Here is a 17,621-nt window from a genome sequence, read left to right as displayed (position 1 = left end):
CTTGCATGGCTCATGCATCCGCGCCCAAACCCCTGACAGCGCACAAAACCGGTCCTTTGACCGGACAGATAACCGTGCCCGGAGACAAGTCCATTTCCCACCGGTCCTTGATGTTCGGCGCCCTGGCCGTGGGGCGCACCACCGTCGAGGGACTGCTTGAATCCGAGGACGTCATGGCCACCGCCAACGCCATGCGCGCGGTCGGCGCGACCATCGAGAAGACTGCGGCAGGATCATACACGGTCGACGGCATCGGCCTTGGCAGCCTTCTTGAGCCAGAAGGCGTGATCGATTTCGGCAATGCAGGTACCGGCGTCCGCCTGACGATGGGTATTTTCGGAACCCACGACATCGCAGCCACCTTTATCGGCGATGCCTCGCTGTCCAAACGTCCCATGGGACGCGTCCTGGACCCGTTGCGGGAAATGGGGACCACCGTGGTTGCGCGGTCCGGAGACCGGTTGCCCGCATCTATCCGCGGCGCCAAGCAGGCCCTGCCCCTGACCTACCGCGTTCCCGTCCCCTCGGCCCAGGTCAAATCGGCGTTGCTTCTCGCCGGCCTGAACGCCCCCGGCATCACAACCGTGATCGAGCCGGTGCCGACGCGCGATCATACCGAGAAGATGCTGAAAGGGTTCGGCGCCGAGATCGATGTCAGCGTCAACGACGCCGGCGAGCGGGTTATCCGTCTGACCGGCCAGCCAGAGCTCAAACCGCAGGACATCATCGTCCCCGGCGACCCGTCCTCGGCGGCTTTCGCGCTGGTAGCGGCGCTGATCGTTCCCGGGTCGGATGTGACCATCCAGAACGTCCTCTTGAACGAGCACCGGACGGGACTGATCACCACGCTGCTCGAGATGGGCGGCGATATCGAAATCGTCGACAGACGCGTGTCGGGTGGGGAGGACATCGGTGATCTTCGTGTCCGCGCCAGCAAGTTGACAGGCATTACGGTGCCAGCCAGCCGCGCCCCCTCGATGATTGATGAATATCCGGTTCTCGCGATCGCCGCGGCCTTTGCCGAGGGTGAGACCCACATGACCGGCCTGGAAGAACTGCGGGTGAAGGAATCCGACCGCCTCGCGGCCGTGGCCCGGGGTTTGGAAGCCAATGGCATTCCATGCGTGGAAGGCGAAGACACGCTGACCGTCACGGGCGGTGTGGCTGCGATCGGTGGCGGCACTGTCACCACCCACCTCGATCACCGCATCGCCATGGCATTTCTCGTCCTGGGGATGGCGGCCGACAAACCGGTCACGGTTGACGATGGGGCGGTCATAGACACCAGCTTTCCGACATTTGCCCCGCTGTTCAACCAGCTGGGCGCGCGGATCGCACAGAGCGAAAGCGAGGCGGCATGATCATCGCAATCGACGGGCCGGCCGCATCAGGAAAGGGCACGCTCGCCCGGCGGCTGGCGGACCATTACGAGCTTCGCCACCTGGACACGGGCCTGACCTACCGGGCGGTGGCCGCAGCTCTTTTGGCCAAGGGCCTGCCCTTGGGCGACGAGGATGTCGCGCTTGAGATCGCGCGGCATCTGGATCTAGCGCATCTGGACAAAGGCGTCCTGTCCTCCCACGAAATCGGGGAGGCCGCCTCGCGGGTTGCCGTCTTGGGCGGATTGCGGGAAGAGCTTGTCCACCTTCAAAAGCGCTTCGCTGAAACGCCGCCGGGCGCCGTCCTGGACGGCCGGGATATCGGCACGGTGGTGTGTCCCGATGCCGACGTGAAGCTGTTCGTCACGGCATCTGCCGAGGCCCGCGCAAGACGCAGGACCGACGAGCTGTTGTCGAAGGGCCAGGACGCTAACTACACATCTGTTTTGGACGATCTCAGGCGGCGGGACGAGCGCGACAGCAAGCGGACCGTCGCCCCCATGCGTCCCGCTGAGGATGCACACTTGCTTGATACGACGGAAATGGATATAGAGAGCGCGTTCAAGGCTGCGGTCGATATCGTGTCCCGCGCTACCTGAGCCTAACGTTGGGGTTCGTCCGAGCGGCGCGCCCCCTTTTGCGTTATGATTTTGGTTGCCCGGCCCCGCGAAAAGCCGCCTTGCATTTGGAATTCGGCGCCATTGGCGCCTTGACTTGAAGACCGGATCCAACGTCGTCCGACCGCCGGCCCATTGCTTCTGCTGTTTCAGCGAAGTGAGGGAAGGAGAGCGCTCAGCATCTCCCGGGCGACCGCGGATCCCATTTGCAACACCAACCCGCCGGCGGTTCGCCAGACATGGCGCCAGGAGATTAAATGTCTGATTTCAATCCCTCGACAGAGGATTTTGCGGCTCTTCTCGAAGAGTCATTCACCCAGACCGACCTTTACGAAGGGGCCGTGGTCAAAGGGACCGTCGTCGCAATCGAGAAAGATCTTGCGGTTATCGACGTCGGCTTGAAAGTGGAAGGCCGCGTGCCGCTGAAGGAATTCGGCGCCAAGGGCCGCGACGGCGACATGAAGGTCGGCGATGAGGTCGAAGTCTACCTTGAGCGCGTTGAAAATGCTCTGGGCGAGGCCGTCCTGTCCCGCGAGAAAGCCCGCCGCGAAGAAAGCTGGGTTCGTCTCGAAGTGGCTTTCGAAGCCAACGAGAAAGTCACCGGCCAGATTTTCAACCAGGTCAAGGGTGGCTTCACCGTGGACCTCGACGGTGCCGTAGCCTTCTTGCCGCGCTCGCAGGTCGACATCCGTCCGGTGCGCGACGTCACTCCGCTGATGCACACGCCGCAGCCGTTCCAGATCCTGAAAATGGACAAGCGCCGGGGCAACATTGTTGTGTCGCGCCGCGTCGTTCTGGAAGAGACCCGCGCCGAACAGCGTTCCGAGCTGGTTCAAAGCCTGGAAGAAGGTCAGACGGTCGAGGGTGTGGTCAAGAACATCACCGATTATGGTGCATTCGTCGATCTCGGCGGCATCGACGGCCTGCTGCACGTCACCGACATCGCGTGGCGCCGCATCAACCATCCGTCGGAAGTGCTCACCATCGGCCAGACGGTCAGGGTTCAGATCATCCGCGTCAATCAAGACACGCATCGCATCAGCCTTGGCATGAAGCAGCTTGAGACCGACCCGTGGGATGGCATCGAAGCCAAATACCCGATCGAAGCCAAGTTCACCGGCCGTGTGACCAACATCACCGACTACGGTGCATTCGTCGAACTGGAGCCGGGCATCGAAGGCCTGATCCACGTTTCCGAAATGTCCTGGACGAAGAAAAACGTCCATCCGGGCAAGATCGTTTCCACGTCCCAGGAAGTCGAAGTGATGATCCTGGAAGTTGATCCGGTCAAGCGGCGGATCTCCCTCGGCCTCAAGCAGACCCTGCAGAACCCGTGGGATGCCTTTGCCGAGCAGTTCCCGATCAACACCGAAGTGGAAGGCGAAGTGAAGAACAAGACCGAGTTCGGTCTCTTCATTGGCCTTGACGGCGACGTGGACGGCATGGTGCACCTGAGCGATCTTGACTGGAACCGTCCGGGCGAGCAGGTCATCGACGAGTACAAGAAGGGCGACATGGTTCGCGCCGTTGTGCTTGACGTCGACGTCGAAAAAGAGCGGATCTCGCTCGGCATTAAGCAGCTTGGCGGCGACCCGATGGAGTCCGGGGCAGCCGGTGAACTTCGCAAGAATGCGATCGTCACCTGTGAAGTCGTCGAGATCAAGGACGGCGGCCTGGATGTGAAGATCGCGGACAGCGACCTGACAGCCTTTATCCGTCGGGCAGATCTGTCACGCGACCGAGAAGAGCAGCGCCCGGAGAAGTTCTCCGTGGGCGACAAGTTCGACGCCCGCATCACCCAGTTCGACAAGAAGACCCGCAAGGTTGCCGTGTCGATCAAGGCTCTGGAAATCGCCGAAGAAAAGGAAGCTGTCGCTCAGTACGGCTCCTCCGACAGCGGCGCGTCCCTGGGCGATATCCTGGGTGCGGCCCTCAAGCAGGCCAGCGACGACTAAGGCGTTCCGCCCCTGTTCGTTTCAAAACCCGAAAGCCCGGCCACTGCGCCGGGCTTTTTTGTGTCTGGTCGACAAAGAGAAACGGCTCAACGGTCAGGCTTGCATGCTGGTTCTTCGGTGCCTCAAGCGCCTGAACAAGGGCCGCCAGACACCCAGAACGACATTGGCCACACACAGGACCAGCATTACCCACAGAAGCGCCCACTCATGAAACAGGGTCTCCGATAACAGGCGATCGGGCAGCCCATCACCTGCCAAGCGGCGCGTCGCCATGGCGCCGATATCCGCGCTGACGCCATCCACGGTCAAGATACCCTTGAACATCAAGATGCCCATCAGCGCCTTAATCCAAACCCAGCGCATTTCCATGAACGGTGTGTGGACAGCCATGGAAAACAATCCAGAGACAAGCGCCACGCCGAGCGACGGCAGCAAGATATAGCGGCTGATGGCGCTCAGCGTATCCCTGAGGGTTTGATACCCTTCGCTGCCCGGCGGTGGCCCGGCGGATAACAGAACGATGATCACGGCAAGACCTCCCACAAGCCCCGATGCCGCAAGGCTGTGGAGTATTTTCAAACTCTTCCGCGGTGCCTGCATTCCCCTCTCCCGACGCATTCCATGAGATACCCCGAATACCCATCATGCCGCCGGGGCCCGCCCTGAGTGTCGCCAAACCGATCTGACGGTTCAAGCCTGTGCAGTTTCCCAAGGTTTCGTTCGCGTTTCGAATGTACTAGGCTTGCATCCTCGCGGAGAACCCGTCCGGCAGATCGGGGCGGCCTCCAAACTCACCTCCCAGACAGAATTGCGAAACGCACATGACCGAAGCCAAAACCGGCGACAAGGTTCGCTTGCACTACACCGGTACATTGAACGACGGATCGATCTTCGACAGCTCGCAAGGCCGTGATCCTCTCGAGTTTACCGTTGGCAGCGGACAAATCATTCCCGGCCTCGACAGCGCCATTCCCGGCATGCAGGTCGGTGATCAAAAAACGGTCACGATCGAATGCAAGGACGCTTACGGCCCGCATGATCCGAATGCGCAGCAAGCCGTTCCGCGCGCCCAGATCCCCGATGGCATTCCGCTGGAGCCAGGCACACGCCTTCAAGCCCAAACCGAAAATGGCCAAACAATGTCGGTCGTGGTTGTTGCGGTCAACGACAATGAAGTCGTGCTCGACGCCAACCATCCGCTCGCCGGGCAAGACCTGACCTTCGACATTCAACTGGTCGCGGTGAACTGACAGCCACAGCCGTTTTTCAAAGCCCGGGCAAGCCCCGGGCTCAAACCGCTGGCAAAGCTGCCGCCTGTCCAATACCTAATCTTCAGGCCTGTGCTGGGGGCGGAGCGCGGTGGAGCCTGGAAGACAGGGTTCTGGAACGAGAGCAGGCCGATGATCCGTCGAGACGCTCCTACGAACCTTCTCAGGAGAAGGAGATCATCCGGCCTTGTCGTCGAACTGAGCCTCGACAAGCCCCGGGCATTTTGAAGCGCGGCAGTGTTTGTCACTCAAAAGATTTGCTTTTTCCCTCGGGCTGTCCCTATTTAGGGGCGCTTATGCCTTGAATTCTTGAACGGAGACCCGGGCCCAATGTCTTCAGCCGATGTCGACGCACTGGTAGATCGCCGTCGCATGCGCCGAAAACTGAGCTTCTGGCGGATCGTGACCTTTGTCCTCATCGCCGCGTTCCTGATCTTCGGTCTTGTCTATTCTACCGGCCAGTTCAGCGGCGAAACGAAACGGGCCCCTCACATTGCCCGCATCGCCATTGATGGTGTGATCGTCGAGGATCGCGGGCTGACCCGGATGATCGAACGCATCGGCGATAGCCGGACCGTTCAGGGCGTGATTGTTTCCGTGAACTCGCCGGGAGGAACAACAACCGGTGGGGAGGTGCTTTTCGAAGCCTTGCGGCAACTGGCCGGAAAAAAACCGGTTGTCAGCGAAATCCGGACCGTTGGGGCCTCCGCCGGCTACATGGTGGCCATTGCCGCCGACCATACTGTGGCCCGATACAATTCCATCACCGGCTCGATCGGGGTGTTGTTCCAATTCGGCAACGCGGAGAAGCTGCTGGACACCATCGGCGTAGATATTGATGCGGTCAAAAGCTCGGAACTCAAGGCTGAACCGGACTTTTATTCACCCGCGACGAACGACGCCAAGGACATGCTGTCGGATCTGGTCATGGGCAGCTACGATTGGTTCGTCCGGCTGGTCGCCGACCGGCGGGGCCTTGATGAGCAACAGGCCCGCGCCCTTGCCGATGGACGGATCTTTATTGGCCAGACCGCCCATGAAAACGGTCTGATCGATGCGATTGGAGGCGAGGCCGCAGCCATTTCATGGCTGGAGAGCGAACGCAACGTTCCGGCGGACCTGCCCGTTCTGACATGGTCCGTTCAGGACGACGACCTCGACCTTCCCTTCCTGTCCCGTGTTGCCGACAGTCTTGGAGAAGGGCTCGCAACCGGGTTTCTGGGATCGGCGGAAGGGGCTAAAGGGCTGATTCCCCGTGGCCTTATGCTTGACGGTCTCGTATCGGTTTGGCACGCTCCGGGGTCTGCGACTGACGGCATGCCAGTGCAAGGGGAAGCCCAATGATAAAATCGGAATTGGTTCAACATATTGCCGAACAAAACCCTCATCTTTACCAAAGGGATGTCGAAAATATTGTAAACGCCATACTCGATGAGATCACCGAAGCGCTGATGCGCGGTGACCGCGTGGAATTGCGGGGGTTCGGCGCCTTTTCAGTAAAAAACCGTCCTGCGCGCATTGGCCGGAACCCCCGGACAGGCCAGAAGGTCGAGGTCGACGAGAAATTCGTTCCCTTTTTCAAGACCGGGAAAGAAATGCGCATGCGCCTGAATGACGGCGTCGACCATGGAGACAAGGACGACTGACCGCGCGCGCTTGCAGCGCTCCTCAAATCCTCTTAAGGCTTGTTAGCCGTATTCGCTGCAGCTCACCCGCGATCAACAGGAGACCTCGATGACGGGCTTCGTAAAGAAACTCATTCTCTTCGCTGTAGCTGTCGTGCTCGTGCCCTTGTCCGTCGCCAATCGCCAAACGGTTTCGATCGCGCTGAACCCGTTCGACCCGCAAGACCCGAGACTGACCATTCCCGATGTTCCTCTTTTCTGGGTCATCTTCGCGAGCCTGGGGCTGGGGATTGTGTTGGGCGGAATGGGCGCCTGGGCCAAGCAGGGCAAGTGGCGCAAGGAAGCACGCGCAAAGCGGCAGGAAGCGGACAAGTGGCATCGGGAAGCCGATCAGCTCCGCGATATGGCCCAAACGGCCTTGCCAGGCGACCCTGCTTTGAAGAAGCTGTCCGGCCCGGCAAATCAGCGCGCCGCATGAACAGCCCATGCGGATCGTCTCCGGTGGTGAAATCGACGCCGTTCTAGGCCATCGTGATCTGATCGAAACGATGCGGCGGGCCTACCGGTCTTCAGCGCTTGCGCCTCCCCCGGCAACATTCCAAATCCCCCGCCCGCCCGGGTCCGCGGGGGTTCTGCGTGCCTTGCCGGCCTGGACGGATTTCCAGACCCAGGGCCATACCGACCGGGGATATATTGGATGCCAGATTTCGCTCGATATCACATTTGACGGGTCTGATCCGGTTGACAACCTGCCCGGATCCGGGATCTATCTCTTGTTTTCCGGACATGCCGGACAGCCGGTCGCCATGCTGGACGGCCGTCACATGGCGCTCTGGCGAAAAGCCGCGGTCCACGCTCTGGCCTCCAGTTACTTCTCGCGGGAGGATAGTGAAAGACTTTTGGTTATCGGTCATCATCCGGTTTTGCCCTGGCTTCTTTCCGCCCACTCCTCCGTCCGAAATCTCCGCTCGGTCCTCGTAGCCGGCGTGGAGAGAGTGCACACGGCAAAGCACTTGTCCTCACGCACCGCCGGTGCCGCTTTGACGATCGGGCATACCGAGGACCTCAAAGCGGCCGCGGCGGGAGCCGATATCATTGTGGCCGCGACCCCAGGCGATCTTGCGGAGGTCGCCGAAGACGTCCCTGCCGGCGTTCACATCGATCTGCTGAGGGAAAACGGTGCACTACCCGGCGCTGTCTTGGAAACCTGCCGATTGTTTACAGCCGACCGTACGCAGGCCCCCCTTGCGCAGCAACACGAAGTGGCGGCAGACCTTCATGAGGTTGCCCGCGGCGAAAAGGCAGGGCGGCGCTACTACAGCCAGCAAACCCTGTTTTCTTGCGGGCCCAGCACCGGGCTTGCCGATCTGGCGACCGCCGGACACATTTTCCTGCGGACGTGAAGGCACTCCGCGGACCGTCACTTACCCAATCTCACGAGAAGGGAAGCGGGCAGGGTTTCGTGTACCGGCCGTTCAAGCGGCCGCCGCCGTCAGAGCCGAAGTCTCCAATACCGGACGGCCGATCGATTGGGATCAAACGCGCGGGTCAGTTCGGCTCTTTGGGAGACCTGCTTTTGTATACCGGCAAGGTCCAGCCGCGCTCTATCGCGCCTCCCCTGAGGAACAGCGCAAGGACGATCCCGGCCAGTGCGGCGATCCAGATGTTGAAGCCCAGCAGCGTCAGCGCGACGTAGCTTCCCGCCCCGGCAAACGCGGCGCTGACATACAGCTCCGGTTTCATGATTGCAGACGGTTCACCGGCGACGGTGTCCCTCAGGATCCCGCCGAAGGTTGCTGTGGCAACCCCCATCAAAACGGCGACCAGAACCGTATCCCCCACCGACATGGCCTTTGCGGCGCCCATCACGGAGTAGGCGGCAAGACCGCAGGCATCCGCCCAGCGCACGGGCTTGCCGAGCCGCTCAATGTGGTGGGCAAAGAACCACATGAAGATGCTGACGGCCAGACACACCAGAAGGTAGCGTTCGTCCACCGTCCAGAACACCGGCACCCCAAGCAGCAAATCGCGCAGGGTGCCGCCGCCAATTCCAGTCAGGGTGGCAAAAAACAAGAACGCGATAAAATCAAGGCCGCGCCGTGACGCGACAATGCTTCCGGCAACGGCAAAGACCGCGACGCCGAGATAATCGAGGATCTGAAGCAGCATCGCGCCCTGTGTCTTTTTATCGCGCCGGGTCCGGCCCGGTCACGCGCTCTTGTCGACTGTTTGCCCAGGTCCGCCAGCGTCCTTTTGGCCGGACGCCGGGGCGCCTTCTTTCGGTCCACCCTTGGCCACGCCCACCATGGCGGGCCGGAGCACCCGCTCGCCGATCCGGTAGCCCGCCTGCACCACTTGCACCACCGTACCATTGGGGACATCGGGGTTCGGGACCTCAAACATCGCCTGGTGGAAATTCGGGTCGAATTTCTGCCCCTCGGGATCGAGTTTCACCACACCGTGTTTTTCAAGCTGCTTGAGCAACTCCCGCTCGGTCATCTCCACCCCCTCGATGAGAGAGGCTAGTCCGGCATCCGCATTGCGGCGCTCGTCTTCCGGCAGAAACTCCAGCGCGCGGCTGAGATTGTCGCTGATCGTGAGCATGTCGCGTGCGAAACTCGAGACGGCGTACTGCCGCGCGTCCGTCACTTCCTTTTCCGTGCGCCGGCGGAGATTTTCCATCTCGGCCATCGTCCGCAACATCCGGTCTTTCAGTTCGGCATTTTCGGCCTGCAGCCCTTCCAGATCCGGGCCAGCCTCCAAGTTGGCGCCATTTCCCGGCGCGTCTGTGCCTTGATCCTCTTCGAAAGCCGGATCCTGATTTTGCGTTTCGTCGCTCATGGAGTATCCATAACTGTGTTGGGCCGGGGGTGCCCCCGTATCAATGCAAACGGCCGGATATGCAAGCTGCATGTCCGACCGCAACAGAGGTTTTGCGGCCAAAGACCGCCGGCAACTAGAGAGACGTCTTGATCCAGTCCTCCAGCTTGCCCTTGGGAGCAGCGCCAACCTGCTGCGCCATAGGCTCGCCGTTCTTGAACATGATGAGCATCGGAATCGAGCGGACGCCATATTTCATCGCCATGTTCTGATTCTCATCGATATTGATCTTGGCGATCTTCACCTTTCCGGCCATTTCATTGGAAATTTCTTCCAATGCCGGGGCGATCATTTTGCAAGGACCGCACCACTCGGCCCAAAAATCGACGACGACCGGTTCGGAGGAGTTCAGGACTTCCGCTTCGAAGGTCGCATCTGTGACTGTATTGGTTGCCATGGGTTCTATCTCTTTCTTCGAATGAACAGCGCGCGATCATGCTCCGCGTAACGTTGAGCCGAAGGTAGGGAGCCGCGCCGCCCGCGTCAAGTTGGCCCGGTCTCCGCCTTCAACCCGCCAAACACCGCTTTAAGGCGGGCTGAGGGAACACGCTGGAGCACCGGTTCAGCGGTCCACAACAAAGCCGCGTTCACGGTACGGCCGGGGAAGACCCTGGCCAGAAGCGCCTGATACACAGCCAGCTGCATCACATAATCTTGAGGAACCTCGTCGAGCGTTCGGGGCACATGGGCCCCAGTCTTGTAGTCGACGATCAGGACTTCGTCCGGCAGGTCGATCAAGCGATCGATCTGTCCCGATACCGAAATCTCCTCACCCTGCTGGGTCGTGATTTGACCGGCGACCGGAACTTCGGCACGGCCGGGCGCATCGAGCAGCACCGCAAAATCGGGATCCGCCAGAACCGCCTGCACCTGATCCGACATGGCAGGGATTTGATCCGCATACTCTTCCGGCAGGGCGCCGCGCAGAAACCGCGCCACAGCGTCCGCACGGCCCTCCGGAGCAATGTCCGGCAACAATTCCAACAGCCGGTGAATGATCCGGCCGCGCTCCATTGACAGATTTTTTTGGGACGCCAACCGCCCCTCGAGCAGGAAGGCCGCGCTTGGCGGGGTTATCCCGGATTTTTCCTCCATCTCTTCGAATACCCTTGAGGGCTGCAGGCGGCGTTTTCGCTTTGCCGGCGCAACCGGCGACCACAACCACTCCGGCACGTCCCCGGCCTTTGACGGGCGGCCCGCTGCGAACGTCTTTTTATCTTCTGCCGGCTTGGCCGGGGACGCACTTGCGGCCGCCTTCCGCCAGTGCCATGCAGCCACATGTCCATCCGCGTCCAGCACTTCCTGTGCAGTCGGGCGCAGGGCCCGCCCGATCAACGAATACCAGCAGTTTTCCGGAACCCCGCCCTTGGGCTCCCACCCGCAGACAACAATCCGCTCCTCCGCCCGGGTCAGGGCCACATACAGGAGCCGCCGGTATTCTTCTTCCTGCGCCGCATGAAGCTCGGCAAGGGCGTCCTGATGCCAGCCAATCCGGTCGTCCTTGACCGGAACCCAAACAAGTGCGGGCGGCAGCAGGGGATTGTCGAATCGGAGCTTCGGCAAGAACGCCGGGTCATGGGCCGCCGTCACGGGCTTGCTGCATCTGTCCACCAGTATGACTGTTTTGGCCTCCAGTCCTTTGGAGCCATGCACGGTCATCACCCGGACGAGGCCCTTGGTGCTGCTCAGCTCGCGCTTGATTTGAGTTGGCGCCGCCGACATCCAGGCCAGAAACCCTTCCAGTCCAGGCGTTCCGGCCTGCTCATAAGCGAGGGTCAGGGCAAGAAACTCGTCGAGGACATCGTCCACTTCGGCCCCCAGCCGGGATCGGAACTTCTGCCTTCCGCCGTCGGCCGAAAGCAATCGGGCGAAAAACTCGAACGGCGGCATGAAATCGGCCCGGGCGCGCCATGTTTCCAGCCGCTCACGCACCGCGGTCCAGCGGGGGCTCTGCCCGGATTTCGCAACCAGGCTTTGCCACAGGGTTCCAGGCCGCCGCTCGCCGTTGTCTTGCCGGGCGATCTCAAGGAGCGCCTCATCGTCGAGGTCGAACAAAGGGCTTTTGAGAATGCTCGCCAGAGACAGGTCGTCTTCCGACAAAAGCAAGAACCGGCCAAGCGCGGCAAGATCCTGAACGGCGATATGCTCGGTCAGAACCAGACGGTCGCTGCCCGCCACGGGAATACCAGCCTGCTTCAGCTCCCGGTTCAGGATGTCGACGAATGCGCAGCGCTTGCGAACAAGGATCATGATGTCACCCGCGTCCGCTTCGCCGTCCCGTATCCAGGTGCGGATTGTGTCCGCAATCCGGCGCGCGACACGCACGGGCGGGGCGCCACTCCCCAGACTGTCGATCGGGGCGCGCCAGTCTTCCGGCTCGCTGACTTCCGTTTCCTGTTCGAGGGGCCAGATTTCCACCAGACCCGCATCCTTGCGGATAGCCTCATGAACCGGCGGCTTCACCTCTTGCGACAACCCGCGATGGACCGCTTCCTCCTTGAAAACAAGGTCCACGGCACCCAGCACATCCGGGGTGGAGCGGAACGACAACTGCAGATCGACGGAGTGAAACGTGTGCTGCGCGCCTGCGGCCCGGTTGGCGAACCTCCTGCGCATTTCATCGAAATAAGCCGGCACAGCGCCCTGGAACGAATAAATCGACTGCTTTTCATCGCCGACGGCAAACAGGGTGCGCGTGCGCGGACTGCTCCCTTCTCCGGAAAAGAACTCGCCGGCGAGCGCGCTGACCACTTGCCATTGGCGCGGGCTCGTGTCTTGCGCTTCATCGACCAGAATATGATCAAGGCCCTGGTCGAGTTTGTATTGCACCCACGAAGCCGCATCCGAGCGCTCCAGAAGCCGCGCGGTCTTGACGACAAGATCCTCGAAATCCAGAAGTCCGCGTGCCGTTTTGGCGGCTTCGTACCGGGCGATCACCGCATGGGCCAACCGGAGCAAAGCTTCCGTTCCACAATAGGTCACGACCGCCTTTCGCTCTTCGAGCAGCCGCACAAGCCTGTCCTGCTCGGCCTCGAGACCGGCCACCATATCGGGGAAGTTTTCGGCCGTTTTTTTTGTGACGAGGGTTTTCAGTGGCGCGCGGTCTTTGGTCAGGAAGATCGGAAACCAGTTCCTGTTGAATTGGCCGGTATCGTCAAGTTCGAGCGCTCTTGCGAACCGCTCCCCCTTTTCCTGATCTTTCTTGCTGCCCGAAGCCAGCGCCTCGGCATAGGTGCGCCACAATGCCGGGGTGATCACACTGTAATCGCGCACCTGCCGATCGATCTCGTCCACGTCGGCCTGCCGCGGGACGCGAAGATCGTCAGCGAGCGCTTCGACCGCGGCGGACAGGCCGCCGGCATCCGACACCCACTGGCTGAGCTTGTCCCGGTTCTGGATCAACTCGTCCAGGGCCTTCTGGGCTCCGCCGTCACTCATCAGGTCGATCACACGGGTGAGTGACTGGCCGAGATCGCTGTCGGAACGGGTTTCAGCCTCATGCAGGACGGCCGCGCGGGCTTCGGCCATCAGTTCGACGGCAATCCGGTCATCCAGCACCGTGAAGTGTCCGGCGACATTGGCCTCAAGGGGAAACTGATGCAGCAACGCTTCGCAAAAACCATGGATGGTCTGGATCTTCAGACCGCCGGGTGTTTCGAGAGCCTGCGCGAAGAGCCGGCGCGCGAAGGCGATCCGCTCGGCATCGGGCGATGCCCCCTCGATCGCCGAGAGTTCGTCAGCCAGCGCCGCGTCATCCATCGTGACCCAGGAGCCGAGAATCTTGAAGACCCGCGTCGCCATTTCGGCGGCCGCCGCCTTTGTGAAGGTGAGTGCCAGGATCCGGGATGGCGCGGTCCCATCCAGCAAGAGGCGAACCACCCGGCGGGAAAGCACGAAGGTTTTTCCCGACCCTGCATTGGCGCTCACCCAGGCCGAGGCCCGCGGCTGCGACGCCAGGTCCTGCCGCTGCCGTGTCAGTTCGGGAACCTGAAAGCCGCTCACTCATCCCCCTCTACGGCTGTCGACCATTCCGCAACCCTCGCGAGATGGTCATAGGTGCCGTATGTGTCGCGCTTCTTTAAGACCCGTGCCCGGGAGAGATAGCCGGTATCCGCCTGCGCATAATGGACAATCAAGGCCTCCAGCCGCTTCCAGGCTTCCTCGCCAAGCGCCATAGGGTCCATATCCTTCGGTGTGACCGGAACAGGAATCACGGGATCCGAACCGCCCTTGAGCCCGACATAGAGAAACTCGGCGACCGGCCGGTCGCCCGGCACATCCTTGAAACCGTTTCGCGCAATCATCGCTGCTTCCAGGGGCAATTGCGGAGCCAGCAGAGCCTGGACCTGTTTGAGGGACGGGGCCTGCCCCGTCTTGTAGTCGAGGATCGCCAGCCGGCCATCCTCCAGAAGGTCGATCCGGTCGGCCCGGCCAGCCAGACGGAACTCCAGTCCGGGCAGCAGGAACGAGACGCTCCCAGAGACCTCCAGAAAGCGTTCGCGGACCTTTGGTGCCCTTGCCGCCTCGAACGCCACGAACCCTTCGGCAATGCGCTGAAACCGCGGCCACCACAGCGCCCGGATGGCGGGAAAGGCGTCCAGCGGGCGGAAGTGGTGCTCACCTACGCGCAACAATTCCGCCACGGCCGACGGATCGAAGGGGCCGGTCCAGTTGTCGAGGAACTCCGCCAGGGCATCGTGAATGATGGTGCCCTTCTCCGCCGCTCCCGGTTCGCCTCCAATCGGTTCCACAGGAAAAAGCTCGAGAACATGACGGGCAAAGATCGCGTAGGGATCGCGAATGAGAAGCTCGATCTCGGTGACCGACAGACGCTTGGGCCGGGCAGCCAGAACCGGTTTCGGATTGGGGCGCTCGGCGAGCCTCACCGGGCCTTCCGGCCGGTCGATAATCCCGGCAAGCTCCGTATACCGCCGTCCGCGCGCCTCCATTTCCGCGGCCAGATCCGGTCCGGCCAGGGTCAACAGCCGTTGCAGCCAGCGCGATGCGACCGTAGGCGCCCCATCGGAACGGGCGGCCCGTGCCAGGATCACATGTTGCGCCCCGAGCCCCATGCAAAAGTCGTGGGCACCGGCTCCTATGCGCCGCTCGGGAGGATCGAGCCCGAGATCCCCCTTCATCGGCCTGTTGAGCCAAGGATCATTGCGGGTCTTCTGCGGCCATGTTCCTTCGTTGAGACCTCCCAGCACCACGCGGTCAAAGGTTTGAAGACGGGCTTCCATGGGCCCGAGAATTTGAATCCGGGGGTCCCCCGGCAATCGGCGGCGGACCGCATGGCCCGCCATCAGCGCCAGAAGGACAGCCGGCCAGTCCCCCGGCGCCAGCGTCAGACCGCTGTCTTGCACATTGACCAGTTCGATCAGGAAGTTGGCGAAAACCTCGCCCGCCTCCTCCGCGAACAATTCCTCCGAAGAACCGTTTTCATCGCGCGCAATCGCGCTGACCGCTTTGGCGTGGGCCTCCGCAAGAACGTGGACCGGAAACGCCATCTCCGACTCAGCGAGAGCCTCAAGGGGGTCGATGGCCTCTGCAAGCCGGTCCACCAGATCGACCATGACGGACCAATCCGTGTCATGGACCTTCTTCCAACGGGGCGGTTCGCGCCTCGCGGCTTCCGCCGCGGCTTGTGCAGCCAGCACGGCCGCCCGCAAGCCAGCCGTTCCAGAAGCCGCGCGCGGCCCGCGCAAGACACCCCGCTCGAGCGCGCGCGCCGCCGCACGCACATCCTTGACCGGCAATCCGAGCCGGCAGAGAGGATGTTTCAAAAGACTGAGCAGGTCGATCGGATCGCACCCGCCAAACGCGATCTTCGCGGTTAGCACCGCCAGAATGGCCGGGGGCGTCTGATCGAGAGGACGTCCGGCGCTGTCATCGACCTCGATTCTCCAGCGGGCGAGTTCCGTCGCAACCCGCCGGGTGAGGAACCGATCCGGCGATATCAGCGCCGCGGTTTGCCCGCGTTCAAGGGCTTCCCGCAAAGCAATGGATATGGCCAGGGCTTCCTCGGCCTCATTGCGAGCGGTCAGAAGCTCGACCCGAGCCAATGCCATTTGCGCCTTCGCCCGGACGCCGCCATCCAGAAACGAACTCCAGGCCTCAGAGGTTTCCGCCGGGCGCATGGCTTCGGACACAAGCCATTCCCGCTCTTCGAGATCCGCAGGTAAAGGTGCGCTCAGCGCCTGAACATTTTCACACTCGACCGACAGCGTTTTCAACAAGCGCTTGAGGGAGTATTGCGGGTGGGCGGCGTAAGCGCTTTGCGTCTTTCCATCCGCTTTCCGCCCGCCGTCCAAAAGGCCCCAGGACGGAGGGTCCAGATGCCGGTCCAGCCCAGGCAACACGATGGCACCGTGCTCAACGGACGCAACCGCCTTCAACAGCTCCGCAGTGGCGGGAACGGATCCCGTCACACCGGCCACGATCACCGGCCCGCGGACAGGCGCCGTGCGAAGCCGGTCCGCTTCCAGGCGGATCAGGGCGGACCGGCGCGCTTTCGGATCCATCATGCCGCGCTCCTGCAAGTGCGCCGGCCAGGCCTCCTGCACGATCCGAAGGAAATCCAGCGTGATTTGCCAATATCTCGCATGATCTTCGGGAACCAGGCCGGCCAGTTCGGACCAGTCGGCCTCCTCGGTTTCCATCTCGTCCATCAGCGACAGGAGATCGCCCGCAAGCCAGGCCGCATCGGCGGCGGACGCAGGAACGCCAAGCGGTTCGTCGAGGCCAAGCTGGAGTACCTCCCGGCGCAGTGCTCCCTTCCAGGCCAGGACCAGCCGCGTCATGGCAAGATGCCGCTCGAGAACCGGCATGGCGGGCGGCAGGGGCTCAAGATCCCCCTGCCCAAACAGCGCCAATGCGTCCTCTTCCGTATCGCCGACCGGCCGGATGTCGGGCAGCAGCACCGGCGTTCCCGCAAAAAGCTCCTGAAAAATATCGGGCAACAAGCGCGCCGCGCGGCGCGTGGGGAGGTAGAGGGTCACGCTGGACAAAAGCAGCGGATCGTCTTTCGGCCGGAAGCCGGGAACGAGCCGTCCCTCAACCAGCGCCTCCGCCAGCGTTTTCAGAAACGGAACGGATGGCGGGATGGTAAAGACGCGCGGAAGGTGTGAAACGGGTTCGGTTTTCGGATCGGGCATCGGCTCAAGCGGCGCTCTCTCGAACGGCATATTCCGCTTCCCGAATGGCTTCCGGTGTTCCGATATGCAGCCAAACCCCTTCCATCTGGACACCGAACAGGCGGCCGCTTTCGATCGCCCTGTCGAAAAGCAGGTTCATCGAAAACGCGCCTTCCGGCGCATCCTCAAACAATCTGGGATGCAGGATAGCGGCGCCCGCATAGGCGAAGGGCGCGACGTTCCGCTCGCGGCGGCGGGTCAGGGACCCGTCCTTGGCCATATCGAAGTCACCGCGTCCGCTGTCATATCCGACCGCCTTGACCGTTTCCGCGACCAGAAGCAGCGCATCCATACGGTTTTCGTCCCAAGCATCGACCAGATGCTCCAAGTTCGGTTTGACACCTTCGATCCAGTAGGAGGTATCCGCGTTCAACTGGAAAAACGGATCGCCTCCAAGCAGCGGCAGCGCCTTCTTGATGCCGCCGCCCGTGTCCAGCAATTCGGCGCGCTCGTCAGATATCAGGATGTCTATGTCCTGCCGCCGGCGGACATGAACCTCCACCAGATCGGCGAGGTAGTGCACATTGACGACACATACCTCAACCCCGGCCGCGGCCAACCTGTCGAGGCCGTGATGGATCAGGGATCGTCCATTGACCTCGATGAGCGGCTTTGGCGTCGTGGCGGTCAAGGGGCGCATGCGCTTTCCCCGGCCCGCCGCCAGGATCATCGCACGTTTAGGCCGAAACCGACCTTTCTCCATC

The 17,621-nt window shown here is 61.9% G+C and carries 15 protein-coding genes; 8 read left to right on the top strand and 7 right to left on the bottom strand.

All coding sequences use genetic code 11. The annotated features are described in order from the left end of the window. Positions 1–5 precede the first annotated feature (5 nt). From aroA to rpsA, 3 genes are all read left to right on the top strand, one after another. Positions 6–1,361: a 3-phosphoshikimate 1-carboxyvinyltransferase gene (aroA, locus tag F0184_RS09765; protein WP_172972065.1), complete on the top strand. Its 1,356-nt coding sequence runs from the start codon at positions 6–8 to the stop codon at positions 1,359–1,361. Next, complete coding sequence (cmk, locus tag F0184_RS09760; RefSeq protein WP_150495996.1) at positions 1,358–1,978, top strand: (d)CMP kinase; 621 nt, start codon at positions 1,358–1,360, stop codon at positions 1,976–1,978. Before aroA ends, cmk begins: the two co-directional genes overlap by 4 nt. Before the next feature lie 275 nt (positions 1,979–2,253). Continuing rightward, positions 2,254–3,951 (top strand): 30S ribosomal protein S1, encoded by a 1,698-nt coding sequence (gene rpsA, locus F0184_RS09755; protein ID WP_150495995.1) that lies wholly within the window; start codon positions 2,254–2,256, stop codon positions 3,949–3,951. Between the two features lie 93 nt (positions 3,952–4,044). On the opposite strand, the gene F0184_RS09750 is transcribed toward rpsA, so the two are convergent. Further along, complete coding sequence (locus tag F0184_RS09750; protein ID WP_150495994.1) at positions 4,045–4,551, bottom strand: hypothetical protein; 507 nt, start codon at positions 4,549–4,551, stop codon at positions 4,045–4,047. Between the two features lie 221 nt (positions 4,552–4,772). Between F0184_RS09750 and F0184_RS09745 the strand changes: the two genes are divergently transcribed. The 5 genes from F0184_RS09745 (at position 4,773) to F0184_RS09725 (ending at position 8,247) form a co-directional block, all read left to right on the top strand. Then, entirely contained in the window at positions 4,773–5,201 is a 429-nt protein-coding gene (locus F0184_RS09745; protein ID WP_150495993.1) for an FKBP-type peptidyl-prolyl cis-trans isomerase, read from the top strand. A gap of 348 nt (positions 5,202–5,549) precedes the next feature. Then, positions 5,550–6,563 carry a signal peptide peptidase SppA gene (gene sppA / locus F0184_RS09740; protein ID WP_150495992.1) on the top strand — a complete coding sequence of 338 codons (1,014 nt, stop codon included), beginning with the start codon at positions 5,550–5,552 and terminating at the stop codon, positions 6,561–6,563. Then, a complete protein-coding gene (gene ihfB, locus F0184_RS09735; RefSeq protein WP_150495991.1) occupies positions 6,560–6,865 on the top strand; it encodes an integration host factor subunit beta in 306 nt (101 codons plus the stop codon). Before sppA ends, ihfB begins: the two co-directional genes overlap by 4 nt. An 88-nt stretch (positions 6,866–6,953) precedes the next feature. After that, a complete protein-coding gene (locus F0184_RS09730) occupies positions 6,954–7,322 on the top strand; it encodes a LapA family protein (protein ID WP_150495990.1) in 369 nt (122 codons plus the stop codon). Positions 7,323–7,329: 7 nt separating this feature from the next. After that, a complete protein-coding gene (locus tag F0184_RS09725; RefSeq protein WP_150495989.1) occupies positions 7,330–8,247 on the top strand; it encodes an ornithine cyclodeaminase in 918 nt (305 codons plus the stop codon). Positions 8,248–8,392: 145 nt separating this feature from the next. On the opposite strand, the gene F0184_RS09720 is transcribed toward F0184_RS09725, so the two are convergent. From F0184_RS09720 to F0184_RS09695, 6 genes are all read right to left on the bottom strand, one after another. After that, positions 8,393–9,013 carry a trimeric intracellular cation channel family protein gene (locus tag F0184_RS09720; protein WP_150495988.1) on the bottom strand — a complete coding sequence of 207 codons (621 nt, stop codon included), beginning with the start codon at positions 9,011–9,013 and terminating at the stop codon, positions 8,393–8,395. A gap of 39 nt (positions 9,014–9,052) precedes the next feature. Continuing rightward, positions 9,053–9,685 carry a nucleotide exchange factor GrpE gene (grpE, locus tag F0184_RS09715; protein ID WP_150495987.1) on the bottom strand — a complete coding sequence of 211 codons (633 nt, stop codon included), beginning with the start codon at positions 9,683–9,685 and terminating at the stop codon, positions 9,053–9,055. A gap of 115 nt (positions 9,686–9,800) precedes the next feature. Then, positions 9,801–10,121, bottom strand: coding sequence for a thioredoxin (gene trxA, locus F0184_RS09710; protein ID WP_150495986.1), 321 nt, complete (start codon positions 10,119–10,121; stop codon positions 9,801–9,803). Positions 10,122–10,207: 86 nt separating this feature from the next. Beyond that, a complete protein-coding gene (gene addA, locus F0184_RS09705) occupies positions 10,208–13,726 on the bottom strand; it encodes a double-strand break repair helicase AddA (RefSeq protein WP_150495985.1) in 3,519 nt (1,172 codons plus the stop codon). Beyond that, positions 13,723–16,908: a double-strand break repair protein AddB gene (gene addB / locus F0184_RS09700; RefSeq protein WP_208998409.1), complete on the bottom strand. Its 3,186-nt coding sequence runs from the start codon at positions 16,906–16,908 to the stop codon at positions 13,723–13,725. The genes addA and addB overlap by 4 nt, the downstream gene beginning before the upstream one ends. Then, positions 16,883–17,620 (bottom strand): nucleotidyltransferase family protein, encoded by a 738-nt coding sequence (locus tag F0184_RS09695; protein ID WP_150495984.1) that lies wholly within the window; start codon positions 17,618–17,620, stop codon positions 16,883–16,885. The genes addB and F0184_RS09695 overlap by 26 nt, the downstream gene beginning before the upstream one ends. Between the last annotated feature and the right edge of the window lies 1 nt (position 17,621).

The sequence above is a fragment of the Roseibium aquae genome (assembly GCF_008711285.1).
Taxonomy (GTDB): domain Bacteria; phylum Pseudomonadota; class Alphaproteobacteria; order Rhizobiales; family Stappiaceae; genus Roseibium; species Roseibium aquae.
This window is presented reverse-complemented; position numbering and strand designations above follow the sequence as displayed.

Coding starts and splice junctions, on each gene's coding strand:
- aroA (WP_172972065.1), top strand. CDS start 6: ATGGCTCATGCATCCGCGCCCAAACCCCTGACAGCGCACAAAACCGGT.
- cmk (WP_150495996.1), top strand. CDS start 1,358: ATGATCATCGCAATCGACGGGCCGGCCGCATCAGGAAAGGGCACGCTC.
- rpsA (WP_150495995.1), top strand. CDS start 2,254: ATGTCTGATTTCAATCCCTCGACAGAGGATTTTGCGGCTCTTCTCGAA.
- F0184_RS09750 (WP_150495994.1), bottom strand. CDS start 4,551: ATGCAGGCACCGCGGAAGAGTTTGAAAATACTCCACAGCCTTGCGGCA.
- F0184_RS09745 (WP_150495993.1), top strand. CDS start 4,773: ATGACCGAAGCCAAAACCGGCGACAAGGTTCGCTTGCACTACACCGGT.
- sppA (WP_150495992.1), top strand. CDS start 5,550: ATGTCTTCAGCCGATGTCGACGCACTGGTAGATCGCCGTCGCATGCGC.
- ihfB (WP_150495991.1), top strand. CDS start 6,560: ATGATAAAATCGGAATTGGTTCAACATATTGCCGAACAAAACCCTCAT.
- F0184_RS09730 (WP_150495990.1), top strand. CDS start 6,954: ATGACGGGCTTCGTAAAGAAACTCATTCTCTTCGCTGTAGCTGTCGTG.
- F0184_RS09725 (WP_150495989.1), top strand. CDS start 7,330: ATGCGGATCGTCTCCGGTGGTGAAATCGACGCCGTTCTAGGCCATCGT.
- F0184_RS09720 (WP_150495988.1), bottom strand. CDS start 9,013: ATGCTGCTTCAGATCCTCGATTATCTCGGCGTCGCGGTCTTTGCCGTT.
- grpE (WP_150495987.1), bottom strand. CDS start 9,685: ATGAGCGACGAAACGCAAAATCAGGATCCGGCTTTCGAAGAGGATCAA.
- trxA (WP_150495986.1), bottom strand. CDS start 10,121: ATGGCAACCAATACAGTCACAGATGCGACCTTCGAAGCGGAAGTCCTG.
- addB (WP_208998409.1), bottom strand. CDS start 16,908: ATGCCGTTCGAGAGAGCGCCGCTTGAGCCGATGCCCGATCCGAAAACC.
- F0184_RS09695 (WP_150495984.1), bottom strand. CDS start 17,620: ATGGAGAAAGGTCGGTTTCGGCCTAAACGTGCGATGATCCTGGCGGCG.